Source organism: Streptomyces sp. NPDC012827, assembly GCF_042900905.1.
In the GTDB taxonomy this organism is placed as follows: domain Bacteria; phylum Actinomycetota; class Actinomycetes; order Streptomycetales; family Streptomycetaceae; genus Streptomyces; species Streptomyces gulbargensis.
The window spans coordinates 185,014-202,827 of the sequence record NZ_JBIBBY010000012.1; the positions used below are offsets into that span (position 1 = coordinate 185,014).

General features: G+C 72.9%; 14 protein-coding genes. 10 read left to right on the plus strand and 4 right to left on the minus strand.

All coding sequences use genetic code 11. The annotated features are described in order from the left end of the window. Window positions 1–74 precede the first annotated feature (74 nt). From ACFY60_RS25620 to ACFY60_RS25660, 9 genes are all read left to right on the plus strand, one after another. The gene (locus ACFY60_RS25620; protein ID WP_388615945.1) at window positions 75–1,418 is read left to right on the plus strand and encodes an acyltransferase; all 1,344 of its coding nucleotides are present in this window, start codon (window positions 75–77) and stop codon (window positions 1,416–1,418) included. Between the two features lie 89 nt (window positions 1,419–1,507). Beyond that, the gene (locus ACFY60_RS25625; RefSeq protein ID WP_388615942.1) at window positions 1,508–3,316 is read left to right on the plus strand and encodes an ABC-F family ATP-binding cassette domain-containing protein; all 1,809 of its coding nucleotides are present in this window, start codon (window positions 1,508–1,510) and stop codon (window positions 3,314–3,316) included. Window positions 3,317–3,428: 112 nt separating this feature from the next. Then, window positions 3,429–5,291, plus strand: a complete 1,863-nt coding sequence (locus tag ACFY60_RS25630; protein ID WP_388615940.1) for a PQQ-binding-like beta-propeller repeat protein — start codon at window positions 3,429–3,431, stop codon at window positions 5,289–5,291. Window positions 5,292–5,307: 16 nt separating this feature from the next. After that, window positions 5,308–7,149 carry a PQQ-binding-like beta-propeller repeat protein gene (locus ACFY60_RS25635; protein WP_388615937.1) on the plus strand — a complete coding sequence of 614 codons (1,842 nt, stop codon included), beginning with the start codon at window positions 5,308–5,310 and terminating at the stop codon, window positions 7,147–7,149. Window positions 7,150–7,321: 172 nt separating this feature from the next. After that, window positions 7,322–8,005, plus strand: coding sequence for a LuxR C-terminal-related transcriptional regulator (locus ACFY60_RS25640; protein ID WP_388615932.1), 684 nt, complete (start codon window positions 7,322–7,324; stop codon window positions 8,003–8,005). 142 nt (window positions 8,006–8,147) lie between these two features. Continuing rightward, on the plus strand, window positions 8,148–9,191 hold the full coding sequence (galT, locus tag ACFY60_RS25645; RefSeq protein ID WP_388615929.1) for a galactose-1-phosphate uridylyltransferase: 1,044 nt from the start codon (window positions 8,148–8,150) through the stop codon (window positions 9,189–9,191). Further along, a complete protein-coding gene (galE, locus tag ACFY60_RS25650) occupies window positions 9,188–10,171 on the plus strand; it encodes a UDP-glucose 4-epimerase GalE (protein WP_388615927.1) in 984 nt (327 codons plus the stop codon). Before galT ends, galE begins: the two co-directional genes overlap by 4 nt. After that, the gene (gene galK, locus ACFY60_RS25655; protein WP_388615924.1) at window positions 10,168–11,310 is read left to right on the plus strand and encodes a galactokinase; all 1,143 of its coding nucleotides are present in this window, start codon (window positions 10,168–10,170) and stop codon (window positions 11,308–11,310) included. The genes galE and galK overlap by 4 nt, the downstream gene beginning before the upstream one ends. 238 nt (window positions 11,311–11,548) lie before the next feature. After that, the gene (locus ACFY60_RS25660) at window positions 11,549–12,370 is read left to right on the plus strand and encodes a LuxR C-terminal-related transcriptional regulator (protein WP_388615921.1); all 822 of its coding nucleotides are present in this window, start codon (window positions 11,549–11,551) and stop codon (window positions 12,368–12,370) included. Here the strand turns inward: ACFY60_RS25660 and ACFY60_RS25665 are convergent. Next, entirely contained in the window at window positions 12,329–12,826 is a 498-nt protein-coding gene (locus ACFY60_RS25665) for a MarR family transcriptional regulator (protein ID WP_309058293.1), read from the minus strand. The genes ACFY60_RS25660 and ACFY60_RS25665 overlap by 42 nt on opposite strands. Before the next feature lie 162 nt (window positions 12,827–12,988). Here ACFY60_RS25665 and ACFY60_RS25670 point away from each other — a divergent pair, with 162 nt between their 5' ends. Continuing rightward, the gene (locus tag ACFY60_RS25670) at window positions 12,989–13,825 is read left to right on the plus strand and encodes a trans-aconitate 2-methyltransferase (RefSeq protein WP_388615918.1); all 837 of its coding nucleotides are present in this window, start codon (window positions 12,989–12,991) and stop codon (window positions 13,823–13,825) included. A gap of 60 nt (window positions 13,826–13,885) precedes the next feature. On the opposite strand, the gene ACFY60_RS25675 is transcribed toward ACFY60_RS25670, so the two are convergent. The 3 genes from ACFY60_RS25675 to ACFY60_RS25685 form a co-directional block, all read right to left on the minus strand. After that, the gene (locus ACFY60_RS25675; protein ID WP_388615915.1) at window positions 13,886–15,574 is read right to left on the minus strand and encodes an FG-GAP-like repeat-containing protein; all 1,689 of its coding nucleotides are present in this window, start codon (window positions 15,572–15,574) and stop codon (window positions 13,886–13,888) included. Window positions 15,575–15,775: 201 nt separating this feature from the next. Further along, window positions 15,776–16,468, minus strand: a complete 693-nt coding sequence (locus ACFY60_RS25680; protein WP_388615913.1) for a TetR/AcrR family transcriptional regulator — start codon at window positions 16,466–16,468, stop codon at window positions 15,776–15,778. After that, window positions 16,465–17,457 (minus strand): acyl-CoA desaturase, encoded by a 993-nt coding sequence (locus ACFY60_RS25685; protein WP_388615911.1) that lies wholly within the window; start codon window positions 17,455–17,457, stop codon window positions 16,465–16,467. The genes ACFY60_RS25680 and ACFY60_RS25685 overlap by 4 nt, the downstream gene beginning before the upstream one ends. Between the last annotated feature and the right edge of the window lie 357 nt (window positions 17,458–17,814).

A 17,814-nucleotide genomic window follows, 5' to 3' on the forward strand; every position in this document is an offset into this window, starting at 1 on the left:
GGGGTGGGTACTCAGGCGCGGGCTGAGTACCGGCGCCCTGTCGGCGGCCGGGCCGCGCTCGGCACCGTACCCCCATGGGAATCAGCGCACGCGACCTCGCCGCCGCCACCCCGGCGGGCCGCGACCGGTACGTCGACCTCCTGCGGGTGGCCTCGCTCGCCGTCGTGGTGCTCGGCCACTGGACGATGGCGGCCGTCACCCCCGACGGGCGGATCGACAACCTCCTCGCCGTCGTCCCCGGCCTCCAGATCGCCACCTGGGCCTTCCAGGTCATGCCCGTCTTCTTCTTCGTCGGCGGTTTCGCGCACGCCCTCGCGCACCGCTCCCGGCCCGGCTACGCCGACTTCCTCCGCGCCCGGCTGCGGCGGCTGCTGCGGCCCACGATGGTCTTCGTCGCCGTGTGGGGCGCCGCCGCGCTGCTGATCCAGCTGGCGGGCGCGGGCGGCGGGACGGTCGGAGCGGTGCTGCGACTGGTCCCGCAGCTGCTCTGGTTCATCGGGATCTACCTGGCGATGGTCGCGCTCACCCCGCCGCTGCTGCGGCTGCACGAGCGGTACGGCCGGGGGGCCTTCGCCGGGCTCGTGGCGGGGGCGGTCCTCGTCGACGTGCTGCGGTTCGCGGCGGACGTGCCGTACGTCGAGTTCCTCAACTTCGGCTTCGTGTGGCTCGCCGTCCACCAGCTGGGATTCCTGCGCGCCGACGGCATGATCCGCCGCCCGGCCCTCCTCGCCGGCACGGGCCTCGCGGGCGCCGCCGCGCTGGTCGCGCTCGGCCCGTATCCGCTGTCGATGGTCGGGATGCCCGGCGAGGAGGTGTCGAACATGGCCCCGCCGACCCTGGCGCTGCTCTGCCACGGCCTGTGGCTGGTCGGCGCCGTCGAGCTGCTGCGGGGCCCGGGGAGCCGGTTCGCGGCCCGGGCGGGGGTCTGGCGTGCGGTGGTCGCGGCGAACGGGATCGCGATGACCGCGTTCCTGTGGCACCTGACGGGCATGCTCGGCGTGTACGGCGTGTCGGCCGCCCTCGGCCTGGAACCGCCGGTCCCGGCCTCCGCCGCCTGGTGGGCCCGGCTGCCGGTCCGGCTGCTCGCGGCGGCGGTGCTCACGGGTCTGCTGGTGGCGGTCTTCCGCCGCTTCGAGGCCCCGGCGCCGTCCGCCCGGACCGGGGGGTCGGGCCCGCTGGCCGCGTTCGGCATCACCCTCGCCCTGCTGGGCGTCCTCGGCCTGTCGGCGGCGGGCTTCGCCGGGCTCCTGGAAGGCCACACGGCCACCCTGATCGCCGTGGACGTCTCGGCCCCGGCGGCGGTGACCCTGGCCCTCGCGGGATGGCTGCTGGTGGAAGGACCTCCGTCCCGCCGGCGCGGTGAGGCCGGAGCCGGACGGGACGGGGAGCCGGGCCGGTCGCGGTCCACCGGTCCGTGACGGGACCCCTGCCCTCTCGTGACCAGGAGTGACCATCCACGCCACGGTCTACCCTGGACACCGATCGATCACCCCTTACAGGAGTCAACGTGGCCGTCAACCTGGTCAATGTCGAGAACGTCAGCAAGGTGTACGGCACCCGTGCGCTGCTCGACGGCGTGTCGCTCGGCGTCTCCGAGGGGGACCGGATCGGGGTGGTCGGGCGCAACGGCGACGGCAAGACGACCCTCATCCGGATGCTGGCCAAGCTGGAGGAGGCCGACACCGGCCGGATCACCCACAGCGGCGGGCTGCGGCTCGGGGTGCTCACGCAGCACGACTCGCTCGACCCGGCGGCGACCATCCGCCACGAGGTCATCGGTGTCATGGCCGACCACGAGTGGGCCGGCAGCGCCAAGATCCGCGACGTGCTCACCGGCCTCTTCGGCGGCCTGGACCTGCCGGGCTTCGAGAAGGGCCTGGACACGGTCATCGGCCCGCTGTCCGGTGGTGAGCGGCGCCGGATCGCGCTGGCCAAGCTGCTCATCGAGGACCAGGACCTGCTCGTGCTCGACGAGCCCACCAACCACCTGGACGTCGAGGGCATCGCCTGGCTCGCCCGCCACCTCCAGAACCGGCGTTCGGCCCTCGTCTGCGTCACCCACGACCGGTGGTTCCTCGACCAGGTCTGCACCCGCATGTGGGACGTGCAGCGCGGTGACGTGTACGAGTACGAGGGCGGCTACTCCGACTACGTCTTCGCGCGGGCCGAGCGGGAGCGGATCGCCGCCACGGAGGAGGCCAAGCGGCAGAACCTGGTCCGCAAGGAGCTGGCCTGGCTGCGGCGCGGTGCCCCGGCCCGTACCTCCAAGCCCCGGTTCCGCATCGAGGCCGCGAACGCGCTCATCGAGGACGTGCCGCCGCCGCGCGACACCAGCGAGCTGATGAAGTTCGCGGGCGCCCGCCTCGGCAGGACGGTCTTCGACCTGGAGGACGTGACCGTCACGGCGGGACCCAAGACGCTGCTCCAGCACCTCACCTGGCAGCTCGGCCCCGGCGACCGCGTCGGTCTCGTCGGCGTCAACGGCGCGGGCAAGACCTCACTCCTCCGGGCGCTCGCGGACGCCGCCACCACCCAGGGCGAGAAGCAGCCGCCGCAGGGCCGGATCGTCGTCGGCAGGACCGTCCGCCTCGCCTACCTCTCCCAGGACGTCACCGAACTCCCGGCGACCCTGCGGGTCCTGGAGGCCGTGCAGCAGATCCGCGACCGCGTCGACCTCGGCAAGGGCCGGGAGATGACGGCCGGCCAGCTCTGCGAGCAGTTCGGTTTCGGCAAGGAGAAGCAGTGGACGCCGGTCGGTGACCTGTCCGGCGGTGAGCGGCGCCGTCTGCAGCTGCTGCGCCTGCTGATGGACGAGCCGAACGTCCTCTTCCTCGACGAGCCCACCAACGACCTCGACATCGAGACCCTCACCCAGCTGGAGGACCTCCTCGACGGCTGGCCGGGCTCGATGGTCGTGATCTCGCACGACCGGTTCTTCCTGGAGCGGACCACGGACCGCACCTTCGCGCTCCTCGGCGACCGGGCGCTGCGGATGCTGCCGCGCGGCATCGACGAGTACCTGGAGCGGCGGCAGCGGATGATCGAGGCGGCCGTCCCGGCGCCCGCCGCCGCGCCCGCCGCCCCGGCGAAGCAGGGGCCCTCGGCGGCCGACGCGCGCGCCGCGAAGAAGGAGCTGCAGAAGGTCGAGCGGCAGCTCGACAAGGTCTCCGAGAAGGAGGCGAAGCTGCACGCGCGGATCGCGGAGAACGCCACCGACTTCGAGCAGGTGGCGAAGCTCGACGCCGAACTCCGCGCGCTCGCGGGGGAGCGCGAGGAACTGGAGATGCGCTGGCTCGAACTGGCCGAGGACGCATAACGAGGGCATCACGGGCCGGTCCTCCCTTGGGCACAAGCGGCGGACCGGTCGCTTTTGCGCCAGCGAGTGAGTGGTAGAAAGACAACCCGCTCACGTCAAGGGGGAAACGCTGATGACCCAGCCGCCCAGCAACCAGCCGCCGGGGGGCTTCGGAGCTCCTCAGGACCCGAACCAGGGCCCCGGCGTTCCGCCGGTACCGCCGCAGGCCCCGCAGATGCCGCCGGTCCCGCCGCAGGCGCCGCAGACCCCGCCGGGTCCGCCGGCCGGCGCCCCGGGACCGTACGGCCAGCAGCCGCAGCCCGGTTACGGATACCCGCAGCAGCCCCAGCCCGGCCCGTACGGGTACCCGCAGCAGCCCCAGCCCGGTCCGTACGGCCAGCCGGCGGCGGCGCCCGGCCCGTACGGTCAGCAGCCCGGCCCCTACGGCCAGCAGCCGGGTCCGTACGGCTACCCGCAGCAGCCGGGCCACCCGGGTGGCCCGACGCCGCCCGGTACCCCCGGCGGCCCCGGCGGCGGCGGCCCGTTCAAGGGCAGGACCGGTCTGGTCGCGGCGATCGCCGCGGGCGCCGTGCTCGTGGCCGCGGTGACCACCTGGGCCGTGGTCGGCGGCGGCGACGACGAGGAGCCGGTCGCCCGGCCGACCGCGACGGCCTCCGGCTCCGCCTCCGGTTCGGCCGGGCCGAAGCCGAGCGAGTCGGTCGACCAGGGCGACGGCAGCGGCGACGGGACCGGCGGGAGCGACGACCTCAACGCCGACCGCAAGCCCGGCGAGGCCAAGGTCGACTGGCTGCTGAAGAACGACGTCGACCTGCCCCGCAACGGCGCCGACGTGCACGGCCCGTGGATCGTCGGCGACACCGTCGTCAAGGCGATGTACAAGGGCGTCGACGGCTACAGCCTCAAGGACGGCAGCCCCAAGTGGCACGTCGACCTGCCGTTCGAGCTGTGCGCGGTCCCCGCGCAGCCCTCCGCCGACGGCCTGATGGTCTTCGGCTACGCGGAGAGCGCCAAGGACGGCGCCAAGTGCACCCAGCTCCAGCAGATCGACCTGAAGACCGGCAAGACGGGCTGGAAGAAGGCCGTCCCCAAGCCCAAGGGCCTCTTCGCCTTCTCCGACAACACCCTCGCCATCGGCGGCAACACGGTGACCGCCTCCGGCAGCAGCAGCGCCTACGGCTTCTCCCTGACCGACGGCCGCCAGCTGTTCGCCTCGCCCGACAGCGGCTGCAAGCCCTTCGCGTACGCGGGCGGCCCGGCCAAGCTCATCGGCGCCTACAACTGCCCCTCGGGCGACGTGAACAAGAAGGTCCAGTCGGTCAGCGAGGTCGACCCGAACACCGGCAAGCCCAAGTGGACCTTCAAGCTCCAGCCCAACTGGGAGGTCGACAAGGTCTACTCGGTCGACCCGCTGGTCATCTCCGCCACCCAGCGCGAGGAGAAGAAGTGGACCGTCTTCGCGCTCAACCCCAACGGTTCGCTGCGCTCGCAGATCCAGGGCGGCAAGGACAAGTTCGCCCCCTCCTGCGGCGGCGGCTTCGTCATCTTCGGCCGTAACCTCCAGGGCTGCACCGGTGTCGCCGCCGACGCCCGGTACTTCTACATGGCGACCGAGACCGCCTACGGCGTCCCCAACGAGGTCATCGCCTTCGACCTGAAGAACGGCAAGGCCGCGTGGCGTTCCAAGGCGCCCGGTGAGCAGACGATGAAGCCGCTGCGGATGGAGGGCGGCGAGGTCCTGGTCTACATCGAGCCGCGCTACGACGCGGGCGGGGCCGTCGCCACCATCGCCCCGACCGGCGGTGCTCCGAAGATCCAGCTCCAGCACCCGGTCGCCACCTCCCAGATCGAGGGCAGCTTCTACAGCGCCGGCTATGCCTACGGCGGTGGCACCTTCGTGGTGGCCAGCGGACGCGTCTCCGCGTCGAACGACAAGGACGAGAAGCAGGTCAAGACGATGATGGCGTTCAGCAAGTAGTGAAGGACACGCACCGATGACGCAGCCACCCCCGCCGCCGGCCCAGCCGCCGGATCCGCAGCACCAGGGCGGCTTCGGCGCGCCGACGCCCCCGCCGCAGCAGCCCCCGCAGGCACCGGGGTACGGATACCCGCAGCAGCAGCCGGAACCCGGCTACGGCTACCCGCAGCAGCCTCCGCAGGCCCCGCAGCAGCAGCCCGGCCCGTACGGCGGCGCCCCGCAGCAGCCGCCGGCGCAGCCCCCGTACGGCTACCCGACCGCGCCCCAGCAGGCCTACGGGCAGCCGGGGTACGGGCAGCAGCCCTACGGTCAGCAGCCGGGCCACGACCCGCAGGCCTACGGGCAGCAGCCGACGGTGGCGGTGGCTCCCGTGGCCGGGCGCAAGAAGCTGTCGGCGCAGATGCAGATCGTCCTCGCGGCGGCCGTGGCCGTCGTCCTGATCATCGGCGCAGGCATCTGGTACGCCTCCTCCGAGGGCGGCGACCCGGCGCCCGACGCCAAGGGCACGACCGGCGCCACGCAGGGCTCCGGCGGCGGGGACGGCGGAGCCGGCGGGAACGGCGGCCTCGGGGGCGGCGGCACGGAGAAGGCGCCGGCCGACGCGCAGGCCAAGCTGGCCTGGTCGGTGCCGGAGCCGAAGGTTCCCGACGTCACGGACGTCTCCGGTTCGTGGGTCACGGACAAGGCGTTCGTGAAGCCCGGTGTCAACTCGCTCGTCGGCTACGACCTCGACAAGGGCACGGTCCTGTGGACCCTGCCCCTGACCGGCCAGGTCTGCGGCGCCTCGCGCCACAAGAGCGCCGACAACAAGGTGCCGATCCTCTTCGAGGCCACCAAGCGGGTCCCGCCGCGCTACTACCAGCCGTGCACCGAGGTCGGCCTGGTCGACCTGAACACCGGCAAGCTGGTGTGGTCGACCTCGGTCACCGGCGGCACCGCCGGCGACGCGAAGGCCCGGTTCAGCGAGGTCACCCTCAGCGGGGCGACCGTCGCGGCCGGCGGCACCGACGGCGGCGCCGCCTTCGACCTCGCCAACGGCAACCCGCGCTGGAAGCCGCAGGCCAACGACGACAACTGCTACGACCAGGGCTACGGTGGCGGCGAGGGCCTCGTCGCGGTCCGCAAGTGCGGCGGGTACGACGTCCAGTCGGTGACCGTCCAGAACATCGACCCGGCCTCGGGCGCGGTCCTCTCGCAGTACAAGATGCCCACCGGCGTCAAGTACGCGGCGGTCGTCTCCACCAAGCCGCTGGTCGTCGCGGCGGACGTCGGTGAGAGCGCCGGTGACGGCAGCGGCATCTCCGACTTCTTCTCCATCGACGAGAAGACCGGCAAGCTCAAGGCGAAGATCACCGCGGACGCCGCCCAGTACGCGGGCCACTGCAAGGCCACCAAGGTCGAGGCCTGCTCGCGGGTGCTCGTCGGCAACAACCGTCTCTACGTGCCGACCGAGGAGCACGAGGGCAGCACCGGCGAGTACGGCGACGAGACCAACGAGATCATCGCCTTCGACCTGACCACGGGCCGTACGGTCCCGGAGAAGGCCGACGCCGGCGACCGGTACACGCTGGTGCCGCTGCGCATGGACGGCGGCGACCTCATCGCGTACAAGGAACCGCCCTACGACAAGGGCGGGCGGATCGTCTCCATCAACGGCGGCACGATGAAGGAGACCCTGCTGCTGGAGAACCCGGGGGAGCGCTCGATCCGGAACGTGGAGACGAGCTTCAGCCTGACGGGTGCCGAACTCCGTTACGAAAGCGGCCGGTTCTTCATCTCCGCCAACCTGGTCAGCAAGACCCGCGAGTCGGACACCACCAAGAACTACCTGGCCGTCTCCTTCGCCGTACCGCGCTGACGGCCCCGGCCGAGACGCGCCCCGAGGGCTCCCCCGGACATCCGGGGGAGCCCGCGCGCGTTTCCGGGCGCGCACCGGGGCCGGTGGTTGGGGTCTCGTGGAGCGGGGGAGCGTGTAGCTTGCCGGGTCAGGGTGGCCGGGGAGCGGCGGGCCCGGAGGAGGGGGAGGCCGGATGGGCGTACGCCTCGTGGTGGTGGACGAGCACCGTCTGCTCGCGGAGGCGCTCGCCTCGGCGCTGAAGCTGCGCGGGCACCGGGTGCTCGCGGCGGCCGCGCCGGTGGCGGGAGCGGTGGACCTCGTGATCGGCCGGGCGCCGGAGGTGTGCCTGCTCGGCACGGCGGCGCCGGCCGCGCCGGGCGCCTTCGACCCGGTCGTACGGATCAGGCGGGAACGGCCGCAGGTGGCCGTGGTGGTGCTGGGGCCCGTGCCGTCGCCGCGCGGGATCGCGGCGGCGTTCGCGGCCGGGGCCGCGGGCTACGTGCGGCACGACGAGCGCATCGAAGGGGTGGAGCGGGCGCTCCTGAAGGCGCGGGCGGGGGAGGCGGCGGTCGCGCCGCTGCTGCTGCAGGGCGCCTTCGCGGAGCTGCTCAACCCGTCGGCGCGGCCGGACGACGAGGGGCAGCGGCTGCTGCGGCTGCTGACGCGGCGTGAGGTGGAGGTCCTCGTCCGGGTCGCGGAGGGCGAGGACACCCGGTTGATCGCGGCCGGGATGGGCATCGCGCCCAGCACGGCCCGGACGCACGTGCAGCGGGTGCTGATGAAGCTGGGGGTCGGTTCGCGTCTGGAGGCGGCGGCCCTCGCGGCGCGCACGGGACTGCTCGACCGGGTGGTGCCGGGGCCCCGGCACGCCCTCTGACGCCGGCGCCGGATCCCTCCGGCACGAGCACCGGAACCGCGGGGGCGACGGCCCCGGGGCGGTCCGGGGTTCCGCCATTGACGGCGATGTTGGATTGTGATTACTTGTGCGTGGTTCTGTTCGATCCCGCGGAGGGCCTCCCGTGAAGAAGACCGTCACCACGCTCGCCGACGGGCGTGAGCTGATCTACTACGACGGACGTGACGACGCCGTCCGCACCGCCACCGACCCGCGCCCCCTGACGGCCGTGGTCTCCCGCTCCGAGATCCGGCTCGACGAACTCACCGGCGACCCGGTCACCGTCGCCTCCCACCGGCAGGCCCGCACCTACCACCCGCCGGCCGACGCCTGCCCGCTCTGTCCGGCCACCGGCGGCCGCGAGAGCGAGATCCCCGAGGAGGCGTACGAGGTCGTCGTGTTCGAGAACCGTTTCCCCTCCCTCTCCGGCGGCGTCGGCCGCTGCGAGGTCGTCTGCTTCACCGACGACCACACCGCCTCCTTCGCCGACCTCACCGAGGAACGGGCCCGCCTCGTCCTCGACGCCTGGACCGACCGCACCGCCGCCCTCTCCGCCCTCCCCGGCGTCCAGCAGGTCTACTGCTTCGAGAACCGGGGCCGGGAGATCGGCGTCACCCTGCCCCACTCCCACGGCCAGATCTACGCCTTCCCCTTCGTCGCGCCCCGCACCGCCGCCACCCGCCGCCGCGTCGACGAGCACCGCCGCGCCACCGGCCGCAACCTCTTCGACGACCTCGTCGCCCGCGAACGCGCCGACGGCGAGCGGATCGTCCTGGAGACCGACCACTGGACCGCCTTCGTGCCCTACGCCGCCCACTGGCCGTACGAGGTCCACCTCCACCCCCGCCGCCGGGTGCCCGACCTGCTCGCCCTGGACGAGGCCGCCCGCGCCGGCTTCGCCCCCGTCTACCTGGAACTCCTGCGGCGCTTCGACCGGCTCTTCGGCCCGGACCAGCCGCCCACCCCCTACATCTCCGCCTGGCACCAGGCCCCCTTCGGCGACCCCCGCCGCGAGGACTTCGGACTCCACCTGGAGCTGTTCACCGTCCGGCGCGCCCCCGGCAAGCTGAAGTTCCTCGCCGGCACCGAGTCCGGCATGGGCGCGTTCATGAACGACGTACGGCCCGAGGACGCGGCCCGACGACTCCGAGAGGTGGCGAGCGCATGACGACCGCGCGGAAGAAGTACCTGGTGACCGGGGGAGCCGGCTACGTGGGCAGCGTGGTCGCCGCCCACCTCCTGGAGCGGGGCCACGCGGTCACCGTCCTCGACGACCTCTCCACCGGTTTCGCCGAGGCCGTCCCCGAGGGCGCGGAGTTCGTGGAGGGCCGCGTCCAGGACGCCGCCCGATGGCTCGACGGCACGTACGACGCCGTCCTCCACTTCGCCGCCTCCTCGCAGGTCGGCGAGTCCGTCGTCCACCCGGAGAAGTACTGGGAGAACAACGTCGGCGGCACGATCGCGCTCCTCGCCGCGATGCGCGCGGCCGGAGTGCGCCGCCTCGTCTTCTCCTCCACCGCCGCCACCTACGGCGAACCGGTCTCCGTCCCGATCACCGAGACCGCCCCCACCGCGCCCACCAGCCCCTACGGGGCGACCAAGCTCGCCGTGGACCACATGATCGCCGGGGAGTGCGCCGCCCACGGCCTCGCCGCCGTCTCCCTGCGCTACTTCAACGTCGCCGGGGCGTACGGCTCCCACGGCGAGCGCCACGAGCCCGAGTCCCACCTCATCCCGCTCGTCCTCCAGGTCGCCCTCGGCCGGCGCGAGGCGATCTCCGTGTACGGCGCGGACTACCCGACCCCCGACGGCACCTGCGTCCGCGACTACCTCCACGTCGCCGACCTCGCCGAGGCCCACCTGCTGGCCCTCGACGCCATGGCGGCGGGCGAGCACCTCGTCTGCAACCTGGGCAACGGCAACGGCTTCTCCGTCCGCGAGGTCGTCGACACCGTCCGCGAGGTCACCGGCCACTCCGTCCCCGAGATCACCGCCCCGCGCCGCCCCGGCGACCCGGCGGTCCTCGTGGCCTCCGCCGACACCGCCCGCGAACGCCTCGGCTGGCGGCCCACCCGCACCGACCTGGCGGCCGTCGTCGCCGACGCCTGGGACTTCGCCCGCGCGCGCCACGAGGAGGACCGGACATGAACGTCGCCACCGGCTTCGAGGCGCTGTACGGCAGCGCGCCCGAGGGGGTCTGGGCGGCCCCCGGCCGGGTCAACCTCATCGGCGAGTACACCGACTTCAACGACGGCTTCGTGCTGCCGCTCGCCCTGCCGCACACCACCGTCGCGGCCGTCTCCCGCCGGGACGACGGCGTGCTGCGGCTGCACTCCGCCGACGCCGACGGCGGTGTCGTCCAGCTGGCCACCGACACCCTCGCACCGCTCTCCGGCGGCGGCTGGGCCGCCTACCCGGCGGGCGTCGTCTGGGCGCTGCGCGCCGCGGGCCACCCGGTCACCGGCGCCGACGTCCACCTCGCCTCCACCGTGCCCACCGGCGCCGGACTCTCCTCCTCGGCCGCCCTGGAGGTCGTCACCGCCCTCGCCCTGAACGACCTCTTCGGCCTCGGCCTCAGCCGGCCCGAACTCGCCCGGATCGCCCAGCGCGCCGAGAACGCCTTCGTCGGCGTGCCCTGCGGCGTCATGGACCAGATGGCCTCCGCCTGCGCCGAGGAGGGCCACGCCCTCCACCTCGACACCCGCGACCTCACGTACCGTCAGGTCCCCTTCGACCCGGCCCGCGAAGGGCTCACGCTGCTCGTCGTGGACACCCGGGTCAAGCACGCCCTCGGGGACGGCGCGTACGCGGAGCGGCGCGCCGGTTGCGAAGCGGGCGCGCGGGCGCTCGGTGTGCGGACCCTGCGCGAGGTGAGCGCCGCGCACCTGCCGGAAGCGCTCGCCCGGCTGGGCGGGGGGACGACGGCGCGATACGTCCGGCACGTGGTCTCCGACAACGACCGGGTGGCCCGGACCGTCGCGCTCCTGGACGCCGGAAGGACCCGGGAGGTCGGACCGGTCCTCACCGAGGGCCATGTCTCGCTCCGCGACGACCTGCGGGTCTCCTGCCCGGAACTGGACCTGGTGGTCACGGCGGCGAACGCGGCCGGGGCCCTCGGCGCCCGCATGACCGGCGGCGGCTTCGGCGGCTCGGCGGTCGTCCTGGTGGAGAGCGCCGGGGCGGACGCGGTCGCCACCGCGGTGCGGGAGGCCTTCGCCGGCGCCGGCCACACCGCGCCCGGCGTCTTCCCCGCCGTCCCCTCGGCGGGCGCGCGGCGCCTCCTCTGAACGCGCCACCGCCCACCGTCTTCGGACAGTTCCGCCAATCGGCCCCCGCCGTGCCGCCCCGCCCCTACTCTGTTGGGCAGCACCGGTGGGGGCCGGTGCCGTTTCAGGGGTCGAGAACCGCCGGGTACGGCGCCCGGAGAGGGGTAGCAGTCCGTGCACGGCGGCGGCCGTGCGACGGACGACCCACCTCCGGCGCCGTGCCCGCGCCGGTCCGTTCCTCGACGCATGGGGGTTGTCCGTGGCACGTATCCGGGTCCTGGTGGTGGACGACCACCGCGTGTTCGCCGAGTCGCTGGCCGCCGCTCTCGCGGCCGAGCCGGACGTCGACGTGGCCGCGGCGGGCACCGGCCAGGCCGCGCTGCGCTCCCTGGAGCGCGCCGCCGCGGAGGGCCGCAGGTTCGACGTGCTCCTCGTCGACGCCGACCTCGGTGTGACCCCCGGTCCGGGCCCGGCGCCGCTCATCGGTACGGGCGCGGGCGGGCCGTCCCTGCCCGGGCCACGGGCGCCGGGGGACGGCACGGCCGGCGGGCCGGCGGACGGGATCGCCCTGGTGGCCGGGGTGCGCGGCACCCATCCCGCCGTGCGCACCGTGGTCCTCGCGGAGCGGGACGACCCCCGCAGGGCGGCGCTCGCGCTGCAGGCCGGGGCCTCGGGCTGGGTCGCCAAGGACTGTTCCCTGCAGCGGCTCCTCGCCGTGGTCCGGGGGGTGCTGAGGGACGAGACGCATCTGCCGCCCGCGCTGCTCACGGGCGTGCTGCGGGAGCTGACGGAGGCCCGGCGGCACCGCACCGAGAGCGAACGGCTCGTGGAGTCGCTGACCCCGCGCGAGCGGGAGGTGCTGCGCTGCATGGTGGCGGGCCTGGGGCGGAAGGCGGTGGCCGAGCGGCTGTTCCTGTCGCCGCACACGGTCCGTACCCACATGCAGAACGTGCTGGGCAAGCTGGGCGTGCACTCGACGCTGGCGGCGGTGGCGCTGGCCCGGCGGGCGGGCGTCGGCCCGGCGCCGCTGGAGGCTCCGCTAGCCGGGGACGTTGTCGAACGGGGCGGTCAGCCGGCGTAGCAGCGCGGCCAGCTCGCCGCGCTGGGTGCGGGAGAGCTGGGAGAGGATCGCCCGCTCCTGGGCGAGCAGTCCGGCCAGCGCCTCGTCGGCGCGGTCCCGGCCCTCGGGGGTGAGCCGGACGAGGACACCGCGCCGGTCGCTGGGGTCGGGGAGCCGTTCGACCAGGCCCTTCTTCGCCAGCCGGTCGATACGATTGGTCATGGTGCCCGAGGTGACCAGGGTCTGCGTGAGCAGCTGACCGGGGGAGAGCTGGTAGGGCGCTCCGGCGCGGCGCAGGGAGGTCAGGACGTCGAACTCCCAGGGCTCCAGCTGGTGCTCGGAGAAGGCGATACGGCGGGCGCGGTCGAGGTGGCGGGCGAGTCGCGAGACGCGGCTGAGCACCTCGAGCGGTTCCACGTCGAGGTCGGGGCGCTCGCGGCGCCATGCAGCGACCAGACGGTCGACCTCGTCCTCCATGTGATCAGTGTAGAGGGTCTGTTGACATAAAGTCTCTTCGGTTCGAGTTTCTTGTGGTCAAGATTCTTGACTTCAAGAAATATTCCGCTGGACCATGGGGAAGGGACCCGGCCGGAACTCCGTTCCGCTTCGGCAACTCGTTCCAGCAAGGGGGCTTCGAACATGTATTCCGTGGAATCCGCGGCAGCACCGACATGGGATCCGCAGCAGTATCTCCGCCACTCCGGCCATCGCACCCGTCCCTTCCTCGACATGCTCGCCCGAATACCGGACCTGCCCGCCCAAGGCCGGCCCGCCCGGATCGCGGACCTCGGCTGCGGCCCCGGCAACGTGACCACCCTCCTCACCGACCGGTGGCCCGACGCCCACATCACCGGCTTCGACCTCTCCCCCGACATGCTGGAACGGGCCGAGAAGGACTGGTCGGGCACCACCCGCGGCGGCGGCTGGATCGACTTCCGGCCCGCCGACGCCGCCCACTGGACCCCCGACGAGCCCTACGACCTCATCGTCTCCAACGCGGCCCTCCAATGGGTCCCCAACCACCCCGAGTCCTTCCCCTCCTGGATCGACGGCCTGCGCCCCGGCGGCGTCCTCGCCTTCCAGGTCCCGGCCAACTTCACCTCGCCCAGCCACGCCCTCCTCGGCGAACTGTGCGACACCCCCGAGTGGCGCTCCCGCCTCGGCGACCAGGGCCGCCGCTTCGTCCACATCCTCGGCGCCGCCGACTACCTCACCCGGCTCACCGACCTCGGCTGCGAGACGGACGTCTGGGAGACCACGTACTGCCAGCTCCTCCAGGGCGAGGACCCGGTCCTCGAATGGGTCAAGGGCACCGCCCTGCGCCCGGTCCTCACCACCCTCGACGGCGACCAGGAAGCCATCGACGCCTTCCTCGCCCAGTACCGCGACCGGCTCCGCGAGGCCTACCCGCCCGGCCCCCACGGCACGGTCTTCCCCTTCCGGCGCATCTTCGCCGTCGCCCGCAAACCCGCCTGAACGCACGGGCGCCCCGCACCGGTCCCGGTGCGGGGCGCCCTGCCGAAGGCCCGGAGGCCGTCAGGACATCGCGTTGTAGATCCCGTACCCGTAACCGATCTTCGCCCGGCCCGAGAACTTCGACGGGGCGACGTTGAGGTAGCGGTACAGGTCCCCACCGGAGGTGACGCCCAGCAGGTCGCCCTTGCCGTCCGCGTTCAGGTCACCGGGGGCGACCAGGTGCTTGTACGTGTTCCAGCCGGTGCCGATCTTCTGCCGGCCCTTGAACGGCGAGGTCGCCGAACCCGTACCCGCGTACAGGTACAGGTCACCGCCCGACGTGCGCGCGAGCAGGTCCATGCGGCCGTCACCCGTGTAGTCACCGGCGCCGAGCAGCTTGTTGTAGACGCCCCAGCCGCTGCCGACCTTGATCCGCGCGGCCATCCGGGCACCGTCGCCGTAACCCCGGTACAGGTACAGGTTGCCGGAACGGTCCCGGGCCAGCAGGTCGCCCTTGCCGTCACCGCTGAGGTCACCGGGGCCGACGAGGGCGTTGAAGGCGTTCCAGCCGGAGCCGAAGTACGAGCCCTCGATGTAGAGGCCGCCGTCGTAGATCTCGGCGATGTCGGACGAGCCGTCCGGGTTCATCGACGAGAAGTGGGTGAAGTTCGCGCCGGCCCAGCCGCCGGGGTCGCTGGCCTCCGCCCGGGGGGCCAGCTTGTCGGTGGCGGTGTTGCCGTACCAGTACAGCGTCCCCTGGGAGTCGCGGGCGACCATGCCGTCCTTGCCCGTGTACGGGATGTTGCCCGCGCCGGCGAACTGCGCCACATAGCGGTAGTCACCCGTGGAACCGGACTTGACGGGAGCCGCCAGCGTGCCGTTGCCGCGGGGGGCGTAGTAGTAGCCGCTTCCCGAGTTGTCCCGCCCGAAGACCCCGCCGTTGTCGGTCGGGACGATCTGGTTGTAGACGCTCCAGCCGGTGCCGACGAGGACCCGTCCGCCGAACGGCCTGGTGGAGATGCCGGTGCCCCGGTAGATCCACAACTTGCCGGCGGTGTCGCGGGCGTACACGTCACCGTGGCCGTCACCGTTGGCGTCGTTCAGGCCGACGACCTGGTCGTACATGTTCCAGCCGCTGCCCACCTTGGCCCGGCCGTAGAACGGGCGGCTGATGTCACCGGTGGACACGTACACGTACAGCGAGCCGTCGTGGGCGCGGGCCAGGACGTCGGCACGCCCGTCGGCGTTCAGGTCACCCGGCGACACGATCTTGTTGTAGCCCTGCCAGCCGCCCCCCACCGTCGTCTCGTACGAGACACCGGTCGGGTGGGCGTCGACGTACATCTTGAGGGTGCCGTCCTCGGACGGTATGAGCACCTCGGGACGCGAGTCGCCGACCTGGTTGCCGATCGGGATGATGTCCTTGGCGACCTCGCCGTAGCGGTACGTCTCGAAAACGCCGCCGCCGCCCGTGGTCGTGCCCGAGTACAGGTCGTTGTTCATGGTGCGGTAGAGGGCGTCCTCGTGGCCGTCACCGTCGAGGTCCGACAGCAGCAAGGAGGCATCCGTGGCCGCCGCCGCCCCGGCCCTGGCCGGCTCCTGGACCGGGAAGGCCTTCGGCGGCGTGAACGTCGGCGTCGGCTTCGTCAGCGAAGGACGCGGCGCCGGCTCCTCGGCCGACGCGGGGGTGGCCAGCAGCATGCCGGCGGAGAGAGCGAGAGCGGTGCACGCGGTGACGCGGCGGCCACGCCCGAAGAAAGCGGAACGCAAAGAGAATCCCCCCCTGGGGACGCAAGAAATGGGTACCGGGGCAGGGGTTCGCACCGCCTCCGCGCGTCCCGCGCGCGGAGGGCGAACGCCCTTCCGGATGTGATCGGGAGTGTATCCCTGTTCGAACGCGAAAGGACCAGTGGATTTCCGACCTCATCGGGTCGGAGAACCCACCGGTCCTCCCGTACGGGGACATTCCCGTCAGCTCTTGCGGTGCCCTATCAGCCGGGGCTTCTGCTCCAGCCCGTCGAGGCCGTGCCACGCCAGGTTCACCAGGTGCGCCGCGACCTCCGCCTTCTTCGGCTTGCGGACGTCCAGCCACCACTGGCCGGTCAGCGCCACGCTGCCCACCAGGGCCTGCGCGTACAGCGGGGCCAGCTTCGGGTCGAAGCCGCGGGCCTTGAACTCCAGGCCCAGAATGTCCTCCACCTGCGTGGCGATGTCGCTGATCAGCGAGGCGAACGTACCCGTCGACTGGGCCACCGGCGAGTCCCGTACGAGGATCCGGAAGCCGTCCGTGTAGTTCTCGATGTAGTCGAGCAGCGCGAACGCCGCCTGCTCCAGGAGTTCGCGGGGGTGCCCGGCGGTCAGCGCGCCCGTCACCCCGTTGAGCAGCTGGCGCATCTCGCGGTCGACGACGACCGCGTACAACCCCTCCTTGCCGCCGAAGTGTTCGTACACCACCGGCTTGGAGACCCCGGCCTTCGCCGCGATCTCCTCCACCGAGGTGCCCTCGAAGCCCTTCGCGGCGAACAGCGTGCGGCCGATGTCCAGCAGTTGCTCACGGCGCTCGGCGCCCGTCATCCTGACCCGCCGGCCGCGCCGGGGCTTCTGTTCGCCCGCGCTGCCGCCGGTCCCGCTGGTCCTGCCGTCGATCGCCACGTCGTCCATCATGCCGCGTCTGCGGACGCGGACCGGCGCCGGGCGTCGATACGGGAGGCCGCGGGCCAGCGCACGTCGTACGCCCAGCCCGCCTGTTCGAACCAGCGGATCAGGCGCGCGCTGGAGTCGATCTGGCCGCGCAGCACCCCGTGCCGGGCCGAGGTCGGTTCGGCATGGTGCAGGTTGTGCCAGGACTCGCCGCAGGAGAGGACGGCCAGCCACCAGACGTTGCCCGAACGGTCCCGGGACTTGAAGGGGCGCTTGCCCACCGCGTGGCAGATCGAGTTGATCGACCACGTCACGTGGTGCAGCAGCGCGACCCGGACCAGCGAACCCCAGAAGAACGCCGTGAACGCGCCCCACCAGGACATCGTCACCAGACCGCCGACCAACGGCGGGATCGCCAGGGAGAGCATCGTCCAGAAGATGAACTGACGCGAGATCGCGCGGATCGCCGGGTCCTTGATCAGGTCCGGCGCGTACTTCGCCTGCGGCGTCCGCTCCTCGTCGAACATCCAGCCGATGTGCGCCCACCACAGGCCCTTCATCAGCGCCGGCACCGTCTCGCCGAACCGCCACGGGGAGTGCGGGTCGCCCTCCGCGTCCGAGAACTTGTGGTGCTTGCGGTGGTCCGCCACCCAGCGGACCAGCGGGCCCTCCACCGCGAGCGAGCCCATGATCGCCAACGCGATGCGCAGCGGCCGCTTCGCCTTGAACGAGCCGTGCGTGAAGTAGCGGTGGAAGCCGATCGTGATCCCGTGGCAGCCGATGAAGTACATCGCCGTCAGCAGCCCCAGGTCGAGCCAGCTCACCCCCCATCCCCACGCGAGCGGCACCGCCGCGAGCACGGCCAGGAACGGCACCGTGATGAACAGCAGGAGGGTGAGCTGCTCGATCGACCGCTTGCTGTCGCCGCCGAGCGTGGCGGAGGGCAGGGCCTCGGCGTCGACCGGCGCGGTGCCGGTCCCGGGCGCGGAGGTCATCTGGGGGCTTGTGGTCATGAAGGTCCCTGGGGGGTGAGGAAGCGGAAGGAAGGGCCGGGGGGAGTCCCCGGCGCTCCCGGGGCCGGGAAGGCCGGGGAGCGGGGCCCGAAGGGCCGGGGGGTGCGAGGTACGGGGCCGGCGGGGAGCGCCGGGCGAACGGCGGCCGGGAAGGCCGGGCGAACGGGCCGCGAGGGCCGGGGTGACGGGGCCGGGAGGGCGGGAGCGATGGGGAGCGGAGGAACGGGACGGACGTGCACCAGGCTACGCCTCCGTAACCTACGCCATCGTAAGTATGGCAGTGCCGCGGCGCCAGGCAAGAGGGCACGAGCGGGGGCGTGGCCCCCACGGAGCACACGGGCACCTATCCTGGGGGCG

Coding starts and splice junctions, on each gene's coding strand:
- galE (WP_388615927.1), top strand. CDS start 9,188: ATGACGACCGCGCGGAAGAAGTACCTGGTGACCGGGGGAGCCGGCTAC.
- ACFY60_RS25630 (WP_388615940.1), top strand. CDS start 3,429: ATGACCCAGCCGCCCAGCAACCAGCCGCCGGGGGGCTTCGGAGCTCCT.
- ACFY60_RS25680 (WP_388615913.1), bottom strand. CDS start 16,468: ATGATGGACGACGTGGCGATCGACGGCAGGACCAGCGGGACCGGCGGC.
- galK (WP_388615924.1), top strand. CDS start 10,168: ATGAACGTCGCCACCGGCTTCGAGGCGCTGTACGGCAGCGCGCCCGAG.
- ACFY60_RS25665 (WP_309058293.1), bottom strand. CDS start 12,826: ATGGAGGACGAGGTCGACCGTCTGGTCGCTGCATGGCGCCGCGAGCGC.
- ACFY60_RS25620 (WP_388615945.1), top strand. CDS start 75: ATGGGAATCAGCGCACGCGACCTCGCCGCCGCCACCCCGGCGGGCCGC.
- ACFY60_RS25640 (WP_388615932.1), top strand. CDS start 7,322: ATGGGCGTACGCCTCGTGGTGGTGGACGAGCACCGTCTGCTCGCGGAG.
- ACFY60_RS25685 (WP_388615911.1), bottom strand. CDS start 17,457: ATGACCACAAGCCCCCAGATGACCTCCGCGCCCGGGACCGGCACCGCG.
- ACFY60_RS25670 (WP_388615918.1), top strand. CDS start 12,989: ATGTATTCCGTGGAATCCGCGGCAGCACCGACATGGGATCCGCAGCAG.
- ACFY60_RS25635 (WP_388615937.1), top strand. CDS start 5,308: ATGACGCAGCCACCCCCGCCGCCGGCCCAGCCGCCGGATCCGCAGCAC.